Origin of the sequence: Bradyrhizobium oligotrophicum (genome assembly GCF_051168495.1) — a bacterium.
Lineage (GTDB): Bacteria > Pseudomonadota > Alphaproteobacteria > Rhizobiales > Xanthobacteraceae > Bradyrhizobium > Bradyrhizobium oligotrophicum_A.
In genome coordinates this window covers 495,212-510,525 of the sequence record NZ_JBNPVB010000002.1, presented here as the reverse complement: position 1 = coordinate 510,525, position 15,314 = coordinate 495,212, and the positions used below count along the sequence as shown (strand labels likewise).

The window sequence follows — 15,314 nt, the reverse complement described above, 5'->3', positions numbered from 1 at the left end:
CACAAAACTATTATATTTGTCATTATTGCTATAATTGATAGATTTGATAGAAGCAAATCCCGCAGCGCGGCATAGGGATACCGAAACCAAGTGTCATCTGGCCGCAAATGCACGCAGGGGATGTTTTGAATCCACTTTAAACGGAGAGGGAGTAGAGAATGGCGACCAATACCCGCGACCACGATCCGCTGCGGATCACCACGGCGAGGCCTGAAGACGGTTCGGGGCGATACGATTTCATCGTCTGCGGCGCCGGATCGTCCGGCTCGGTCGTGGCCGCACGGCTGGCAGAAGATCCGGCGGTTCGCGTGCTCCTGCTAGAGGCGGGCGGCAGCGATGACGTTCCTGAAGTCATGACCCCCGCGCAGTGGCCGCTCAATCTCGGCTCGGCGCGCGATTGGGACTTCAAGGCCGAGCCCAATCCGCATCTGAACGGACGGTCCATTCCGCTCAACATGGGCAAGGTGCTGGGCGGCGGCTCGAGCATCAATGTGATGGTGTGGGCCCGTGGCCATCGCAATGATTGGGAGCGTTTCGCTGCGGAGGCGCAGGATCCGGCGTGGGGCTACGAGTCCGTGCTGGAGATCTATCGCCGCATCGAAAGCTGGCAGGGTATTCCCGACTCGCGCCGCCGCGGCACCAGCGGGCCGGTCCATGTTGGCCCCGCGGCTCATCCGCAGCCGATCGCGCGGACGATGATCGAGGCTGCGCAATCGCTGGGACTGCCGGCGTTCGACAGTCCCAACGGCGCCATGATGGAGGGCCGCGGCGGGGCCGCCATCAACGATCTGATCATCAAGGATGGACGGCGCTCGTCGATCTACCGCTCCTATGTGCATCCGCGTCTCGGGCAGCCCAACCTCACGGTGCTGACGGACACGATGGTCACGCGGCTGATCCTGGACGGCAGCACCGTCGTCGGCGTGGAAGCAATGCGCGGGTCGAACCGCTGTCAGTTCATGGCGGACCGCGAAGTCGTGCTTTCCCTCGGCGCCATCCACACGCCGAAGGTTCTCATGCAATCCGGCATCGGGCCGGAGGACGAACTCCGGCGCCACGGCATTCCGGTGATTCAGCATCTGCCGGGCGTCGGCCGCAATCACCAGGACCACATCGCGTTCGCCTGCGTCTTCGAATATCGCGAGCCGCAGGAGGTCGGTCACGGCGGCTCGGAAGCGACGCTGTACTGGAAGAGCGATGCGGCCCTGGCCTGTCCCGACATGTTCCATTGTCAGGTCGAGTTTCCGGTGGTCAGCGCCGAGACGATGGGACCGGACGTGCCGGAGCATGGCTGGACCATGTTCGCAGGCCTCGCGCATCCGAAGAGTCGTGGCTCGCTGCATCTGTCGGGGCCTAATCCCGACGATCCGATCCGCATCGCGGCGAACACGCTGTCGCATCCGGACGACCTGGCCGCAGCCTACGCCAACATCGAGCTGTGCCGCGCCTTGGGCGCCGACCCGGCCTTCAACCGACTCGTCAAGCGCGAAGCCCTTCCGGGCAAGCGTGATGCGGCGGCGATGGAGCGCTTCGTACGCAACGCCGCAGTCACGTATTGGCACCAATCGTGCACGGCCAAGATGGGGCATGATGCGATGTCGGTCGTGGACGGCAGGCTGAAGGTCTATGGCATCAACGGGCTGCGCATCGCCGATGCGTCGATCATGCCGGAGATCACCAGCGGCAACACGATGGCGCCGTGCGTCGTGATCGGCGAGCGCGCCGCCGACATGATCAAGTCGACGCATGGCGTGAATTAGTTTCGCACGGCCGGCCCGTCATGCCGTGACGGGCCGGCCGTTTATTTTTCCCGGCGCCTGGTGCCGCGCAATCCGGTCCCGCCGGATTGCAGGGGCGCGCCCACGTCCGTCACGGACAGCTATTGCGAAGAGTATTTGAGATGACAAACGAGTTGACCCAGCTTGTCCTCCATGCCCGGATCTGGCTCGATCTGCGCGTTGCGCTGTATCTTCGGCGGCGCGCCGCGAAGCTCAAGGCGCGCGACAGCGTGACCGCGCACGAGGATGTTCGCCTGCTCGATGCCGAGAAGGTGCCGCTGTCCTCGGGCGCGCCAAGGCGGCTGATACTGGTTCTCATCTGACTGGATTGCGATGCGTCGCTGTCCATGCGCCGCCCCGCGGGCTCTTCGCGCGCTAGCCCGGCAGGAACATCGGGAACGACACGCCGAGCGACCACGCGAGGATCAGGCCGAGGCCGATGCCTTCGGCCAGCGGCGAGCAGGTCCTGCGGCCGACAGCGCCGCCGATCAGTCCGAACACGATGAAGAACAGCACGATGACGGGGATGATGATCAGCAGGAAGAACAGCCGCTTGATGTCGAGCGCGACGGCGCCGCCGAGCGAGGCCAGGAACACGGCGCGAATCCACAGTGTGCGCCACAGCGCGGCGTGTCCGCCCTGGTTGGCGATGCCGTCGGCCAGCATGGCCGGCACCGCGCCGGCGGCGATCGCGGCGATGATCGGCACGCGGGCCGCGATCGGCATGAAGGAGGCGACGTAGCGATCGAGCGCGCCGCCGAAGATGGCGATGCCATAGGCGGCGAGCGCCAGCGCAGCGACCCACGCCAGGCGGCCGAAGCGCACTCCCTGCAGGCGCAAGAGCGCGAGCGACAGCGCGCCGTAGACGAAGAGATGCACGGCGAGATAGTCCGCGACCAGCACGGGCAGGAAGCGCGTCTCGACGAACCTCAACAGGATCGGCGTCACCACCGCCGGCACCAGTGTGGCGATCGCCAGACTGCGCAGCGGAATTGTCGGCGGTGGCGCGTCGCCTTTCGGCAGCAGTTCGGCCAGCGGCCAGGCCAGCAGCACGATGCCGGCGAGCAGCAGCGCGATCGGACCGCCGGTCGCGGCCACCGGGCCGCTGCTGGTCCGGCCGAACACCCGGTCGAGCCAGTCGCGCGCCTCGCGTAGCGCCGTCGTCGAATACAGCACGCTGACGTGTTCGACCCCCGGCGCCACCACGGCGCGGCGTCCGCCGTTGCCGGCGGGATCGCCAACCGTGTCGCCCTCGCGCGCACTGGGGTCGGTGAGCTGCAGATTTCGCAAGCCATCCCGGCGCAGCGCCGTTTCCCATTCGCCCGTGATGATCAGGAGGTTGCACGGCGTGCTCGCCGTGGCGGCTTCGGAGAACATCGAGATCGCCACCGTCGCGGCGATGCGCGGGTCGGCCGTGGCCTGGCGCACGATGATGTCGGAGGCCATCGAGTGCCCGAGCAGGGCCACCCGGCCATCGGCTCCCGGCAACGCCAGCGCGGCGTCGGTGACGCGGCCGATCTCGCCCATCAGCTTTCGCGTCGTGCCGTCGACGCGCGTGACGTCGCCGGACATCGGCGTGGGATTGCGGCCATGGCCCTCGAAATCGAATGAGACGGCGAGATAGCCGGCCTGCGCCAAGGTGAGCGCATAGGCTTCCATGAGCTGGCGCGAGCCGGCGAAGCCATGGGCGATGACGACGACCGGCGATTGCGCCGCGCCGTCGCGGCGATAGACCGTCATCGGCGTCGTGCCGGCCTCGGTCCGTGTGATCGTGATGCGGGCCCGCGCAGCTTCGAGCTGCCAGGTCCCGGCGGCGCAGCAGGCGAGGCCGGCAAGGGCCGCGGCCAGCAAGGCCGCGTTGCGCAAGCCGATGGCGATGCGCTTGCGCGGCGGGATGTCGCCTGTCATGAGCTGCTCCGTTTCCAGCCGAGCCTAGCGCAGGGATGCGCCGGGTGACAGCGCCGGGGTTCGCAGCGGCCTGGACGTGGCCCGGCGTGTTCGAACGAAACGCGCGGCGCTTCGTTGACAAGGCCGCGCGTGACATATTCGGTGACTTGGCCGCGACGAAACGGAGGATGCATGAAACCGGAGGTGATCTGCCTGATGGCGTCGAGCGTCGATGGACGCACCCTGCCGAGCCGCTGGCGCCCGAAGAACTCGGGCGACCTGTTCGAGCAGGTGCACGAGCAGCTCGGCGGCGAAGCCTGGCTGATCGGCCGCGTCACCGGCCAGGAATTTGCCAAGGGCACCGCCTATCCGGCGACGACCAGCGAGCGTTTTCCGCGCGAGAACTGGATCGTGAAGCGCGACGCCAAGGCCCATGGCATCGTGCTCGATCCCCACGGCAAGATCTGCTGGGGCCGCGCCGACATCGGCGGCGATCCGATCGTGGTCGTGCTGACCGAGGCGGTGTCGGACGCGCATCTCGCGGGGCTGCGTAGCGAGGGCGTGTCGTACATCTTTGCCGGGCAGACGCAGCTCGACTTGGCCCTGGTGCTCGACATTGTCTCTCGCGAACTCGGGGTGAAACGGCTGCTGCTCGAAGGCGGCGGCGGCGCCAATGGCGCCTTCCTCCGCGCCGGCCTGGTCGACGAGTTCAACCTCGTGCTTTGCCCCGCGATCGACGGCGCCAAGGGCGCGCCGAGCGTGTTCGACTCGACGGAAAGCGAGGCCGGTCAGCGCGCGCCGGTCACGGCGATGACGCTGGAAAGCAGCACCGCGCTGGAAGGCGGGGCGCTGTGGCTGCGCTACAAGATCACCAACGGCTCCGCGTTGCCGCCCCAGGCCAGTCATGGTTGAGACGAAAGATCACATCATCATCGTCGGCGCCGGCGCTGCCGGCCTGATGGCGGCGCGCGAGCTTTCGCGCGCCGGACGCAAGGTGACGCTGCTGGAGGCGCGCGAGCGCTGCGGCGGCCGCATCCATCCGCTTGCCGAGAGCGCGTTCGCATACAGGGCCGATGCCGGCGCGGAGTTCATCCATGGCGAGGCGCCGGTCACCTATCAGCTGCTGGCCGAAACCGGATTGTCGGCGCAGCCGATCGAAGGCACGCGCTGGCATGTCGACAACGGCGTGGCCTCGCACACCGATCCGGCCGACCGGCAGCTCGGCCGGCTGCACGAGGTGCTGGCGAAGCTCGACGAAGACATGACCGTCACCGCGCTGCTCGACCGCCATTTCGCCGGTGCGGAGTTCGCGGCCTTGCGCGAGTCCGTGCTCGGCATGGTCAAGGGCTATGACGCCGCCGATCCCGACCGCGCCAGCGTGTTCGCGCTGCGCGACGAGTGGATGGGCGGCGACCGCGGCGGGCAGGCGCGCATCGTCGGCGGCTATGGCGCGCTGCTGGATCATCTTGTGGCGGAATGCCGCGCGCGCGGCGTCAGCTTTGTGTTTCAATCCGTCGTGACGGCGATCGAAAGCGCAGCCGACCGGGCTGTCGTCCGTTGTGCCGACGGCCGAACCCACCATGGTGACGTCGTCATTCTGACCGTGCCGCTGCCGCTGCTGCCGACGCTCGCGCTGCCGGCGGCCATGCACAGCCAGGTGGCGGCGAGTGCGGACATCGGTTTCGGCAACGTCATCAAGCTGCTGTTGCGGTTCGAACGGCGCTGGTGGACGGCGATGCAGGCTCACGATCTCTCGGACATGCTGTTCATGCTGTCCGACGCCGCGGTGCCGGTATGGTGGACGCAGCACCCGAACGATCATGCGGTGCTGACCGGATGGCTCGCCGGACCGCCGACGCGCGACTTCGCTGCGCTCGACGAGGCGATGCTGATCGAGACCGGACTTGCGGCACTCGCCGACATCTTCGCGAAGCCCGTGACCGTCTTGCGGCCCGCGCTCGTCGCAGCGCAGGCGATCGACTGGGCGAAGGACCCGTTCGCGCGCGGCGCCTATTCCTATGCGACGCTGGCGACACGCGATGCGCAGGACGTGCTGACGCAATGGGAGGGGGGCCCGGTGCTGATCTCGGGCGAGGCGCTCTATCGCGGCCGCGACATGGGCACGGTCGAGGCGGCGCTGGCGAGCGGCCTTGCGACGGCGCGTCGCATTCTCGCGGCTTGATCTCGCATGGCGTTGCGGTTGCGGGGCGACGGGCCTATCGTTGCCTCCTCGCGACAAGAGAGGATCGTCATGCTCGACCACGTCGGCTTTCCCGTCTCCGACTTTGCGCGCGCCAAGGCCTTCTATGCCGCCGCACTAGCGCCGCTCGGCTATGTCCTGATGATGGAAATCACCAATGAACAGACCGGCGGCCATGGTGATCACGCCGGCTTCGGCGACGGCCGTCCGGATTTCTGGATCGGCACCGGCGGGACGGCCGCGACCTCGACCCATGTCGCCTTCCGTGCCAAGGACCGCGCCACGGTGGACGCGTTCTATCAGGCGGCGATCGCGGCGGGCGGCCACGATAACGGCGCGCCGGGGCTGCGGCCGCATTATCACACCGACTACTACGGCGCGTTCGTGCGCGACGCCGATGGCAACAATGTCGAAGCGGTCTGCCACACGCCGGAGTGAACCGGACTGATCTCCTGCGGTCCGGCTATGCCATCGCCGGCATGTGCTCCGCGGCCGCGGCGAGGCTCGGCGCAACCACGATTTCGAGTTGCTGGCGCAGCCAGCGGTGCATCGGGTCGTCATGGTGGCGCAGGTGCCAGACCATGTACATCGGCATGACAGGGCAGGGGACCGGCACCGGTGCGACGGCGAGTCCGCGCAGCATGTAGGCGCGCAACAGGCTCGGCAGAGTCGCGATCATGCGGCTGCCGCGCAGGAACGGGCCGATGCCGCCGAAGCCCGGGACTTGCGCGGCGAAGCGCCTGACGATGCCGCGCTCCGCCAGCACCTCGTCGATATCGAGCCGGCGGCGCAGCTCGTACACCACCGTGACGTGGTCGCTGGCGAGATAGTCTTCGAGACTCTGCGGCGGCTCGCGCTGGCTGGAATCGTAGAACACCCGGTAGCTGTCCTCGAACAGCCGCTTCTGCAGGATGTCGCTGCCTTCGGGCGGCCGCGGCGTGATGATGAGCTGGCAGTGCTCCTCGCGCAGCATCTCCGGCACTGGCGCGCCGGAGGGGATCACGCGCAGGCTCAGGCCAGGGGCCTGCGCGCGGGCATAGCGGAGCAGGGAGGGAAGCAACAGGTCGCGCTGGAGGTCGTTGGCGGCGATCGTCACTTGCGCCGAGATCCTGGCCGGCTCGAACGCGGCCGCGTGCGAAAAGCTCCTGAGATCGTCGAGCAGGGCGCGGGCGCGCAGCGCCAGCAACTGCGCATGCGCGGTCGGCACGATGCCGCGGCCGGATTTGACGAACAGCGGATCGCCGGTGATGGCGCGCAACTTGTCGAGCAGATGACTGACGGCCGATTGCGTCACGCCGAGCCGCTGCGCGGCGCGCGTCACCGAGCCTTCCTCGATCACGGCGAGCAGCAGCTGCAGCAAATGGCCGTCGAGGTCCAAATGATCGAATTGGCTCATGGATCAGATCGGTCGGGCGGCCTTTATCGGCGATGTCATCGGGCGATACTGGCTTCATGCAACGCGCCGCCTTTGATCCAGATCAAGCGCGGTCGTTCGAAACACCATCAGGGGAGGCAAAGATGTCCACCACGTCAGCCCGGCAGCCTGTGCCCGGCACCACCATCTTCGACGGCGAACAGGCCCGCAAAGGCTATGCGCTCAACAAGATGTGCTACTCGTTCAACGACGCCGCCAACCGCAAGGCCTTCGTGGCCGATGAGGACGGCTATTGCGCCAAATACGGCCTCAACGAACAGCAGCGCGCGGCGATCAAGAACCGCAACGTGCTGCAGCTGATCGAGGCCGGCGGCAACGCCTATTACCTCGCCAAGTTCGCCGGCATCTTCGGGCTCGACATGCAGGACATCGGCGCGCAGCAGACCGGACTCACCAAGGACCAGTTCAAGGCCAAGCTTCTGGCGGCAAGGGGGTAATCATCATGGCAAAGATCGTCGGTTGCATCACCACGTCCCATGTCCCCGCCATCGGCGGCGCGATCGCCAAGGGACTGCAGCAGGATCCGTATTGGAAACCGTTCTTCGACGGCTTTCCGCATGTGCGCGAGTGGCTCGGCAAGGTGAAGCCGGATGTCGTCGTGCTGGTCTACAACGACCACGGCCTGAACTTCTTCCTCGACAAGATGCCGACCTTCGCCGTCGGCGCCGCCGACAGCTACGGCAATGCCGACGAGGGCTGGGGAATTCCGCAGACCGCGCCGTTCAAGGGCGACAGCGAATTGTCCTGGCACCTGATCGAGCACCTGGTGAAGGAGGATTTCGATCTCGTGACGTGCCAGGAAATGACGGTCGATCACGCGTTCACGCTGCCGATGGCGCTGTGCTGGCCGGACCAGAAATGGCCGGTGCGCGTGGTGCCCGTGGTCGTCAACACGGTGCAGGCGCCGCTGCCGTCGGCCGCGCGCTGCTACAAGCTCGGCCAGGCGCTGGCGCGGGCGATCGAAGCGTGGCCGAAGGACGAGCGCGTGGTGGTGATGGGCACCGGCGGCCTGTCGCATCAGCTCGACGGCGAGCGCGCCGGCTTCATCAACAAGGATTTCGACGAGAAGTTCATGGCCAGCATGGTCGATGATCCGGCCTGGGCGACGAAGTACTCGACCACCGAGCTGGTCGAGCTGTCGGGCACGCAGGGCGTCGAATTGCTGAACTGGATGGTCGCACGCGGGACCCTGCCGGAGCAGGTGCGCAAGGAGCATTCCAACTACCACATCCCGATCTCCAACACGGCGACGGGGCTGATGGTGCTGGAGCCGGCGTAGCGGCGTCTCCTCTCCCCGTGAAGAACGGGGAGAGGGAGTGCAGCTTCTGTGCGGCGCCAACATGAATCGCGATGCCGGTTGCTACGCATCCGCTCCTGGCTGATGCTGATGTCAGCTCGCGCCGTCGTCGTCGCCCTGAATTTCGGCGATGGCGCGGCTGAGGATGTCGCTGACGCGCTTCGCTTCCGCCTCGCTCCAACCGGGCCGGTGCATCTTCAGCGCCATCTTCAGCGTTTGCACGGTCTGCAGCACCTGCTCCGGCGGGTGCATGCCCCCCATGGCGCGGGCCATGATACGCATCCGGCTGAGCAGGCCCTCGATCGCGGCGGCGTCGTCCTTCAGGGCCTGGCGTCCGGCGTCGGTGATCGCGAACAGCTTCTTGCCGCCCTCGGCCGATGCGGCTTCGATCTGGCCCATGTCCTCGAGCAGGCTGAGGATCGGATAGACCGAGCCGGGGCTCGGCGAATAGGAGCCGCCGACCAACTGCTCGACCGCCTTGATCAGCTCGTAGCCATGGCGCGGCTTCTCGCCGATCAGCCACAGCAGCAGGCTGCGCAGGTCGCCGGGGCCGAAGAAGCGACCGCCGCCGCCACGCCCGAACTCGTCGCGGCCGCCGCGCCGGCCGTCGCCTTCGAACAGGCGCGGCCCGCGATGGCGGCCGAAGCCTGGACCACGGCCGGCCAGGCGAGCGTCGTCACTCGCCTCGTCGAAGCCGTGGTGTCGCTCACCGCGGCGATGACGACCCCAGCCGCGATGCTCGCGCTCCTCGTCCCAGCCGTGGCGATCGGAAGTCCAATGGTGATGTCTCATACGATATGATCTCCGTTGCGTACGAACGATATATCGTTTCAGTGTGTCTTTTGTCAATGGGGATCGGGCAGACACCTCGGATGCTGAGACAAGCTGCTGATTTACCGAGAATTTTTCCTGCTATTGAGCGGCCGGCACGGCGGTGTCAGCGGTCGTTTCGTGCGCGGTGCCTCGATGGGCGATCAGCGCATAGGCGACGGGGACCACGAACAGCGTGAACAGCGTGCCGATCGCCAGGCCGGTGGCGATGACGAGACCCATGTTGAAGCGCGACACCGCGCCGGCGCCGCTGGCGGTGATCAGCGGGATCACGCCGAGCACCATGGCGGCCGTCGTCATCAGGATCGGCCGCAGCCGGATGGTCGCGGCTTCGATGATCGCCTCGGTGCGGTCCTTGCCTTTCTCACGCAGCTCGTTGGCGACCTCCACCATCAGGATGCCGTGCTTGCTGACGAGGCCCATCAGGGTGACGAGGCCGACCTGGGTGTAGATGTTGATGCTGGCGCCGCCGATGCCGAGGCTGATGAAGATCAGCGCACCGGCCAGCGACAGCGGCACCGATACCAGGATGATGACGGGATCGACGAAGCTGTTGAACAGCGCGGCCAGCGCCAGGAAGATGATGATCAGCGCGAACACGAAGGTGGTGACGAAGCCGCCCGACTCCTGTTCGAGCTGCCGCGAGGCGCCGCCATAGTCGACCGAATAGCCCGTCGGCAGCGATGTGGCGATCTCCTTCAGCGCGGCGAGGGCGTCGCCCATCGCCACGCCCGGCATCGCCACGCCGGAAATGGTCGCGGCGTTGATCTGCTGGAAGTGATTGAGCTGCTCGGGAACCGTCTTGCGCTCGAGGTGGGCCACCGTCGACAGCGGCACCATCGTATTGCTGCTGGCGCGGATCGAATAGTCCAGGATTTGCGAGTCGGTCAGCCGGTCGTTCTGCTTGACCTGTGGGATCACCTTGTAGGAACGGCCATCCAGGCTGAAATAGTCGAGATAGCTGCCGCCCAGCATGGTCGCGAGCGCGCCACCGAGATCGCTCATCTTGAGGCCGAGATCGGCGGCCTTGTCGCGGTCGAACGCCACCGTGGTCTGCGGCTTGTCGATCTTCAGGTCGCTGTCGAGGAAGATGAACTTGCCGCTCGCCAGCGCCTTGGTCATGAACTCGCGCGAGACGTCGTTGAGCTCATTGAACCCGCCGGTGGTGCCGATCACGAATTGGACCGGCAGGCCGCTGCTGCCCGGAAGCGGTGACGGCTGGAACGCGACCGAGCGCGCGCCGGCGATGCCGTTCAGCAGCCGTTGGAATTCCGGCTGCAGGGTCTTGGTCGTCGCCTTGCGCTGGTCCCACGGCTTCAAGACCCAGCCGCCGATCACCTGTGTCGACGCATCGATCTGGAACACGGTGCGCGTCTCCGGCCGCTCGGCGATGAGATCATAAAGCTGCTGGCCGTAGAACAGGCGCTGCTCCAGCGTGGCCGAGGGCGCCGAGTAGGTCAGCGACAGCACGATGCCCTGATCCTCGTCCGGCGCGAGCTCGCTGGTCGAATGGACATAGAGCCAGGGGATCATCGCCAGCAGCAGCAGCGCGAACACCACCACCACCGACTTGGTCGCGAACACGCTTTCGAGCCCGCGGCGATAGCCGTGGGACAGGCGTTCGAGGACGTGGTCGATGGCGCGGACCAGCCGCGCCTCCAGCGTCGTCGCGTCACGCTCGGTCCGGCGCAGCAGCCAGGCGCAGTTCATCGGCGACAGCGTCAGCGCGATCACCGCCGAGACCGTGACGGCGCCGGCGAGCGTGAAGGCGAATTCGGTGAACAGGGCGCCGGTCAGGCCGCCCTGGAATCCGACGGGCACGTAGACCGCGATCAGGACCACGGTCATCGCGACGATCGGGCTCGCCAGCGCGCGCGCCGACTGGATCGCGGCCTCGACCGGCGGCACGCCCTCGTCGATCAGGCGGTGAACGCTCTCCACCACGATGATGGCATCGTCGACGACGAGGCCGATCGCGAGCACCAGCGCCAGCAAGGTCAGCAGGTTGATGGAGAATCCCATCAGCAGCATCAGGCCGAAGGTGCCGATCAGCGACAGCGGAATGGCGATCACCGGAATCAGCACCGAGCGCCACGACCCCAAGAACATGAACACGACGACGATCACGATCCCGATCGCCTCCACCAAGGTGTGGATCACCTCGTCGATGGAGGAATTCACGAAGTCGGTGGAGTCGTAGAGCACCGCGCTGGTGATGCCGTTCGGCAATTGCCGCTGCAGCTCCGGATAGACCGCCTTCACGCCGTTGATCACGTCGAGCAGATTGGCGGTCGGCGCCACCTGGATGCCGATATAGACCGCGGTTCTGCCGTTGAAGCGGGTCGCTGAATCGTAGTCGTCATTGCCGAGCGTGACGCTCGCGACGTCGCGCAGGCGGATGATGGCGCCGTTGACCTGCTTGACGACCAGGTTGCGATATTGTTCGAGCGAATGCAGGTTGGTCGCGGCGGCGAGGTCGACCTGGACCAGGCGGCCCTTGGTGGTGCCGAGACCGGAGATGTAGTCGTTGCCCGACAGCGCGGTCGACACGTCGGTCGCAGTCAGGCCATAGGCGGTGAGCTTGTCGGGATCGAGCCAGGCGCGCAGCGCGAATTTCTTGGCGCCGAGCAGTTCGGCGGTCTGCACCCCGGAGACGGCCTGCAGCTTCGGCTGCACCACGCGGGTGAGATAGTCGGTGATCTGGTTGGGCGCCAGCACGTCGCTGGCAAAGCCGATATACATCGCGTCGATGGTCTGGCCCACCTTCAAGGTCAAGGTCGGCTGCTGCGTGCCGCTCGGAAGCTGGTTCAGCACCGAGTTCACCTTGGCGTTGATCTCGGTCATCGCCTTGCCGGAATCGTAGTTGAGGCGCAGGTTCACCGTGATGGTGCTGCCTCCGGTCACGCTGGTCGAGGTCATGTAGTCGATGCCGTTGGCCTGGGCGATCGCGTTCTCGAGCGGCGTCGTGATGAACCCGGCGATGATGTCGGAATCGGCGCCGGCATAGGTCGTGCTGACCGTGACGATTGCGTTCTGCGTGCGCGGATATTGCAGGATCGCGAGCGTCGACATCGAGCGCAGGCCGAGCACGAGGATGAGTGCGCTGACGACGAGCGCCAGCACCGGGCGGCGGATGAAGATATCTGTGAAACGCATGGATGTTGGCTCTGACGTCGGAGGCTTGCGCGAACTACTGATCGACGACGTTCGGCGCCGCCTCGGCGACGGGCACGTGCGAGTTGTCGATCTTGACCGGACTGCCGTTGCGCAGCTTCAGCTGGCCGGCGATCACGACCGTCTCGCCCGATTTGACACCCTCGGTGATCGCGACCCGGTCGCCCTTGGCCGGCTTGCTCTTCACGAACATCTGCCGTGCCTTGCCCTGGCCGTCCTTGAGATCGTCGACGACGTAGACGAGATCGCCGTAGGGATTGCTGACAACGGCCGTCAGCGGCAGGGTGACGAGCTGTTCGGGGCTGCCGGTCGCGATCTCCACCTTGGCGAACATGCCCGGCAGCAGCCGGGCGGCGTCGTTGCGCAGGGTGGCGCGGACCTGGACGTTGCGGCTGGTGGAATCGACCTTGGCGTTGATCGCCGAGATCTGGCCGGTGAAGCGCTCGGCGGGGAACGCATCGAGGGTGACGGCGACGTCCTGGCCGATCCGGATAGCGGCGAGCGACTGCTGCGGCAGGTAGAAATCGACGAAGATGGGATCGAGGCTCTGCAGGGTCACGATCGTGGTGCCGGCGCTGAGAAACTGTCCGAGATCGACGGACCGGATTCCGAGCCGGCCGGCGAACGGGGCCTTCAGCGTCTTTTGTTCGACGATGGCCTTCTGCTGCGCCACCAGCGCCTGCGCATTCTTCAGGTTGGCGCGGTCGCTGTCGAGCGTCGCCTGGCTCACGGCGTTGAACTTGATCTGCTCCTCGTCGCGCTTGACGACGATGGCGTAGTTCTCGGCGGTGGCCTGCTGCGACTGCAGCTTGGCGATGTCGTCGGTCGCAACGAGCTGCAGCAGTTGCTGACCGGCCTCGACCGTATCGCCTGAATTGAACTGGATGCTCTGCACGATGCCGGCGGCCTGCAGCGCCAGATCGGCGCCGTTCACGGCACGCAGCGAGCCGACGGCGGTGAGGTTGGAGCGCCACGGCGCCGTGGCCGCGACCGCGGTCGAGATCGTCTGCGGCGGGTTGGCCATGGCGCCGATCGCCTTGGCGATCATGATGCCCTTGAAGGTCTGGAAACCGTAGAGGCCACCGAACAGAACGGCCATGACGGCCAGCATGATCGTCATGCGCTTCTTCATTACATCGCTTCCTGGATGGTCCGATTGGGGCCGGCGAAATAGCCGGGATTGGTGCGGGGCAGCGCCGCTGGTGTCTCGTCCTGGCGATTCCACCAGCCGCCGCCGAGCGCCTGGAACAGCGCCGCGGTGTCGGTGAACCGCGTCGCCTGCGACTTGATGCGGGAGACGCGTGCGTTGAGATAGGATTGCTGCGCGTTGATGACGTTGGCGTAGGGCACGGCGCCGCTCTTGAACTGCTCGACCGCCATGGCGAGACTGTCGGCGGTGGCCTTCTCGGCGGCGGCCTGGGCCCGCAGCGCCTCGGCGTCGAACTGGATGGCGCGGAGCGAATCCGCGACGTTCTGGAACGCGGTGATGACCGTGCTCTTGTAGAGCGACAGATCCTGCTCGAAGGTCGCGACGTCGGCTTCCTTGGTATGATACAGCGCGCCGCCGTCGAACAGCTTCTGGCTGACGCTCGAGGCTGCGTCCCAAACGAGGGTCGTCGGCGTGAACAGTCGTTCAGGGCCGCTCGCGCCGTAGCTGCCGGACAGGGTGACCTGGGGCAGCAAATTGGCGATGCCGACGCCGACCGTTGCGGTCGCCTGATGCAAGGTGGCCTCGGCTTGCCGGATGTCGGGACGCTGGCGGACGAGGGAGGAGGGCAGTGACACCGGGAGCTTGCGCGGCAACCGCAGCTCCGACAGGGTCACGTGCTCGCCGCGGTCCTGGCTCGGCAGTCGGCCGAGATAGGCCATCAACTGGTTGCGCTGCTGCGCGAGTTGCTTCTGCAGCGGCGCCAAGGTCGCCTTGGCCTGCGCGAGCGTTGCCTCCTGCGACAGCACGTCGGATTTGGAGATGGCGCCGACGTCGAACTGGTGCTGGATCCGGCCGAGCTGATCGGTCTCGGCCTTGATGATCTCCTCCGTCGCCGCAATCTGGTCGCGCAGCGAGGCGTCGGTGATCGCTGCCGTCACGACGTTGGCGGTGAGCGCCAGATAGGTCGCCTCCATCTTGAACGCTTGATAGTCGGCTTGAGCCTGCAGCGCTTCGACCTGGCGCCGCGTGCCGCCCCACAGGTCGAGCGCATAGCTGACGCTGACCGACGCGCCATAGAGCGTGTAGAGCGAGGTCTGGCCGGGCCACACCCCGTTCTGGGTCGTCGAAGCCTGCGTGCGTTCGGCGGATCCGCTCGCGCTCACCTGGGGAAACAGCGAGCCCTGCTGCGACAGCGCGTTCTCGCGCGCCGCGCGCAGTGCGAATTGGGCCGCTTCGATGTCCGGATGGTTGCGAATCGCCTCCTCGACGAAGGCGTTGATCTGCCGGGAATGAAACAGCGCCCACCACGTGCCGGTCAGGTCGTTTCCCGCTGCGAAGTTCTGCGCATTGCCGCCCGGGGTCGTGGCACTGGCGGTGGCAGCGAGGCGGCGCTCGCTCACATAGCCCGTTGCGGCCGGCGCATCGGGCGACGCGAAGTCCGGTCCCATGGCGCAGGACGCGAGCAGCACGCTGCAGCCGACGAGACCGAGCGGCGCGAACTTCCCGCCCCCTCGCGGAACCAGCCTGAGGCAGCCGCAAAACATTTCGACATGATTCGTCAT

13 protein-coding genes are annotated in these 15,314 nt (G+C 66.6%); 7 read left to right on the top strand and 6 right to left on the bottom strand.

Annotation, left to right across the window (positions count from 1 at the left end; genetic code table 11):
- Positions 1-158 precede the first annotated feature (158 nt).
- Entirely contained in the window at positions 159-1,760 is a 1,602-nt protein-coding gene (locus ACQR1B_RS05830) for a GMC family oxidoreductase (RefSeq protein ID WP_434835345.1), read from the top strand.
- A gap of 152 nt (positions 1,761-1,912) precedes the next feature.
- Positions 1,913-2,101, top strand: a complete 189-nt coding sequence (locus tag ACQR1B_RS05825; RefSeq protein WP_434875126.1) for a hypothetical protein — start codon at positions 1,913-1,915, stop codon at positions 2,099-2,101.
- A 52-nt stretch (positions 2,102-2,153) separates the two neighbouring features.
- Here ACQR1B_RS05825 and ACQR1B_RS05820 read toward each other — a convergent pair whose 3' ends face one another.
- Entirely contained in the window at positions 2,154-3,686 is a 1,533-nt protein-coding gene (locus ACQR1B_RS05820) for a dienelactone hydrolase family protein (RefSeq protein ID WP_434835343.1), read from the bottom strand.
- Positions 3,687-3,857: 171 nt separating this feature from the next.
- Here ACQR1B_RS05820 and ACQR1B_RS05815 point away from each other — a divergent pair, with 171 nt between their 5' ends.
- From ACQR1B_RS05815 to ACQR1B_RS05805, 3 genes are all read left to right on the top strand, one after another.
- Positions 3,858-4,577 (top strand): RibD family protein, encoded by a 720-nt coding sequence (locus tag ACQR1B_RS05815; protein ID WP_434835342.1) that lies wholly within the window; start codon positions 3,858-3,860, stop codon positions 4,575-4,577.
- Positions 4,570-5,847: a flavin monoamine oxidase family protein gene (locus tag ACQR1B_RS05810; RefSeq protein ID WP_434835341.1), complete on the top strand. Its 1,278-nt coding sequence runs from the start codon at positions 4,570-4,572 to the stop codon at positions 5,845-5,847. The genes ACQR1B_RS05815 and ACQR1B_RS05810 overlap by 8 nt, the downstream gene beginning before the upstream one ends.
- A 69-nt stretch (positions 5,848-5,916) precedes the next feature.
- A complete protein-coding gene (locus ACQR1B_RS05805; RefSeq protein ID WP_434835340.1) occupies positions 5,917-6,303 on the top strand; it encodes a VOC family protein in 387 nt (128 codons plus the stop codon).
- Between the two features lie 25 nt (positions 6,304-6,328).
- On the opposite strand, the gene ACQR1B_RS05800 is transcribed toward ACQR1B_RS05805, so the two are convergent.
- Positions 6,329-7,261 (bottom strand): LysR family transcriptional regulator, encoded by a 933-nt coding sequence (locus ACQR1B_RS05800; RefSeq protein WP_434835339.1) that lies wholly within the window; start codon positions 7,259-7,261, stop codon positions 6,329-6,331.
- Positions 7,262-7,383: 122 nt separating this feature from the next.
- Between ACQR1B_RS05800 and ACQR1B_RS05795 the strand changes: the two genes are divergently transcribed.
- Together ACQR1B_RS05795 and ACQR1B_RS05790 are read left to right on the top strand one after the other, a co-directional pair.
- Positions 7,384-7,737 carry a protocatechuate 4,5-dioxygenase subunit alpha gene (locus ACQR1B_RS05795; RefSeq protein ID WP_434835338.1) on the top strand — a complete coding sequence of 118 codons (354 nt, stop codon included), beginning with the start codon at positions 7,384-7,386 and terminating at the stop codon, positions 7,735-7,737.
- Between the two features lie 5 nt (positions 7,738-7,742).
- Positions 7,743-8,579 (top strand): class III extradiol dioxygenase family protein, encoded by an 837-nt coding sequence (locus tag ACQR1B_RS05790; RefSeq protein ID WP_434835337.1) that lies wholly within the window; start codon positions 7,743-7,745, stop codon positions 8,577-8,579.
- A gap of 111 nt (positions 8,580-8,690) precedes the next feature.
- Here ACQR1B_RS05790 and ACQR1B_RS05785 read toward each other — a convergent pair whose 3' ends face one another.
- The 4 genes from ACQR1B_RS05785 to ACQR1B_RS05770 form a co-directional block, all read right to left on the bottom strand.
- Positions 8,691-9,389 carry a PadR family transcriptional regulator gene (locus tag ACQR1B_RS05785; protein ID WP_434835336.1) on the bottom strand — a complete coding sequence of 233 codons (699 nt, stop codon included), beginning with the start codon at positions 9,387-9,389 and terminating at the stop codon, positions 8,691-8,693.
- A gap of 120 nt (positions 9,390-9,509) precedes the next feature.
- Positions 9,510-12,584, bottom strand: a complete 3,075-nt coding sequence (locus ACQR1B_RS05780; RefSeq protein WP_434835335.1) for an efflux RND transporter permease subunit — start codon at positions 12,582-12,584, stop codon at positions 9,510-9,512.
- 34 nt (positions 12,585-12,618) lie between these two features.
- The gene (locus ACQR1B_RS05775; protein WP_434835334.1) at positions 12,619-13,734 is read right to left on the bottom strand and encodes an efflux RND transporter periplasmic adaptor subunit; all 1,116 of its coding nucleotides are present in this window, start codon (positions 13,732-13,734) and stop codon (positions 12,619-12,621) included.
- Entirely contained in the window at positions 13,734-15,314 is a 1,581-nt protein-coding gene (locus ACQR1B_RS05770) for an efflux transporter outer membrane subunit (RefSeq protein ID WP_434835333.1), read from the bottom strand. Before ACQR1B_RS05770 ends, ACQR1B_RS05775 begins: the two co-directional genes overlap by 1 nt.

Excerpts from the sequence above, each read along its gene's own strand:
- ACQR1B_RS05830 (WP_434835345.1), top strand. The coding sequence starts at position 159 with ATGGCGACCAATACCCGCGACCACGATCCGCTGCGGATCACCACGGCG.
- ACQR1B_RS05820 (WP_434835343.1), bottom strand. The coding sequence starts at position 3,686 with ATGACAGGCGACATCCCGCCGCGCAAGCGCATCGCCATCGGCTTGCGC.
- ACQR1B_RS05815 (WP_434835342.1), top strand. The coding sequence starts at position 3,858 with ATGAAACCGGAGGTGATCTGCCTGATGGCGTCGAGCGTCGATGGACGC.
- ACQR1B_RS05810 (WP_434835341.1), top strand. The coding sequence starts at position 4,570 with ATGGTTGAGACGAAAGATCACATCATCATCGTCGGCGCCGGCGCTGCC.
- ACQR1B_RS05805 (WP_434835340.1), top strand. The coding sequence starts at position 5,917 with ATGCTCGACCACGTCGGCTTTCCCGTCTCCGACTTTGCGCGCGCCAAG.
- ACQR1B_RS05800 (WP_434835339.1), bottom strand. The coding sequence starts at position 7,261 with ATGAGCCAATTCGATCATTTGGACCTCGACGGCCATTTGCTGCAGCTG.
- ACQR1B_RS05795 (WP_434835338.1), top strand. The coding sequence starts at position 7,384 with ATGTCCACCACGTCAGCCCGGCAGCCTGTGCCCGGCACCACCATCTTC.
- ACQR1B_RS05790 (WP_434835337.1), top strand. The coding sequence starts at position 7,743 with ATGGCAAAGATCGTCGGTTGCATCACCACGTCCCATGTCCCCGCCATC.
- ACQR1B_RS05785 (WP_434835336.1), bottom strand. The coding sequence starts at position 9,389 with ATGAGACATCACCATTGGACTTCCGATCGCCACGGCTGGGACGAGGAG.
- ACQR1B_RS05780 (WP_434835335.1), bottom strand. The coding sequence starts at position 12,584 with ATGCGTTTCACAGATATCTTCATCCGCCGCCCGGTGCTGGCGCTCGTC.
- ACQR1B_RS05775 (WP_434835334.1), bottom strand. The coding sequence starts at position 13,734 with ATGAAGAAGCGCATGACGATCATGCTGGCCGTCATGGCCGTTCTGTTC.
- ACQR1B_RS05770 (WP_434835333.1), bottom strand. The coding sequence starts at position 15,314 with ATGACGAATCATGTCGAAATGTTTTGCGGCTGCCTCAGGCTGGTTCCG.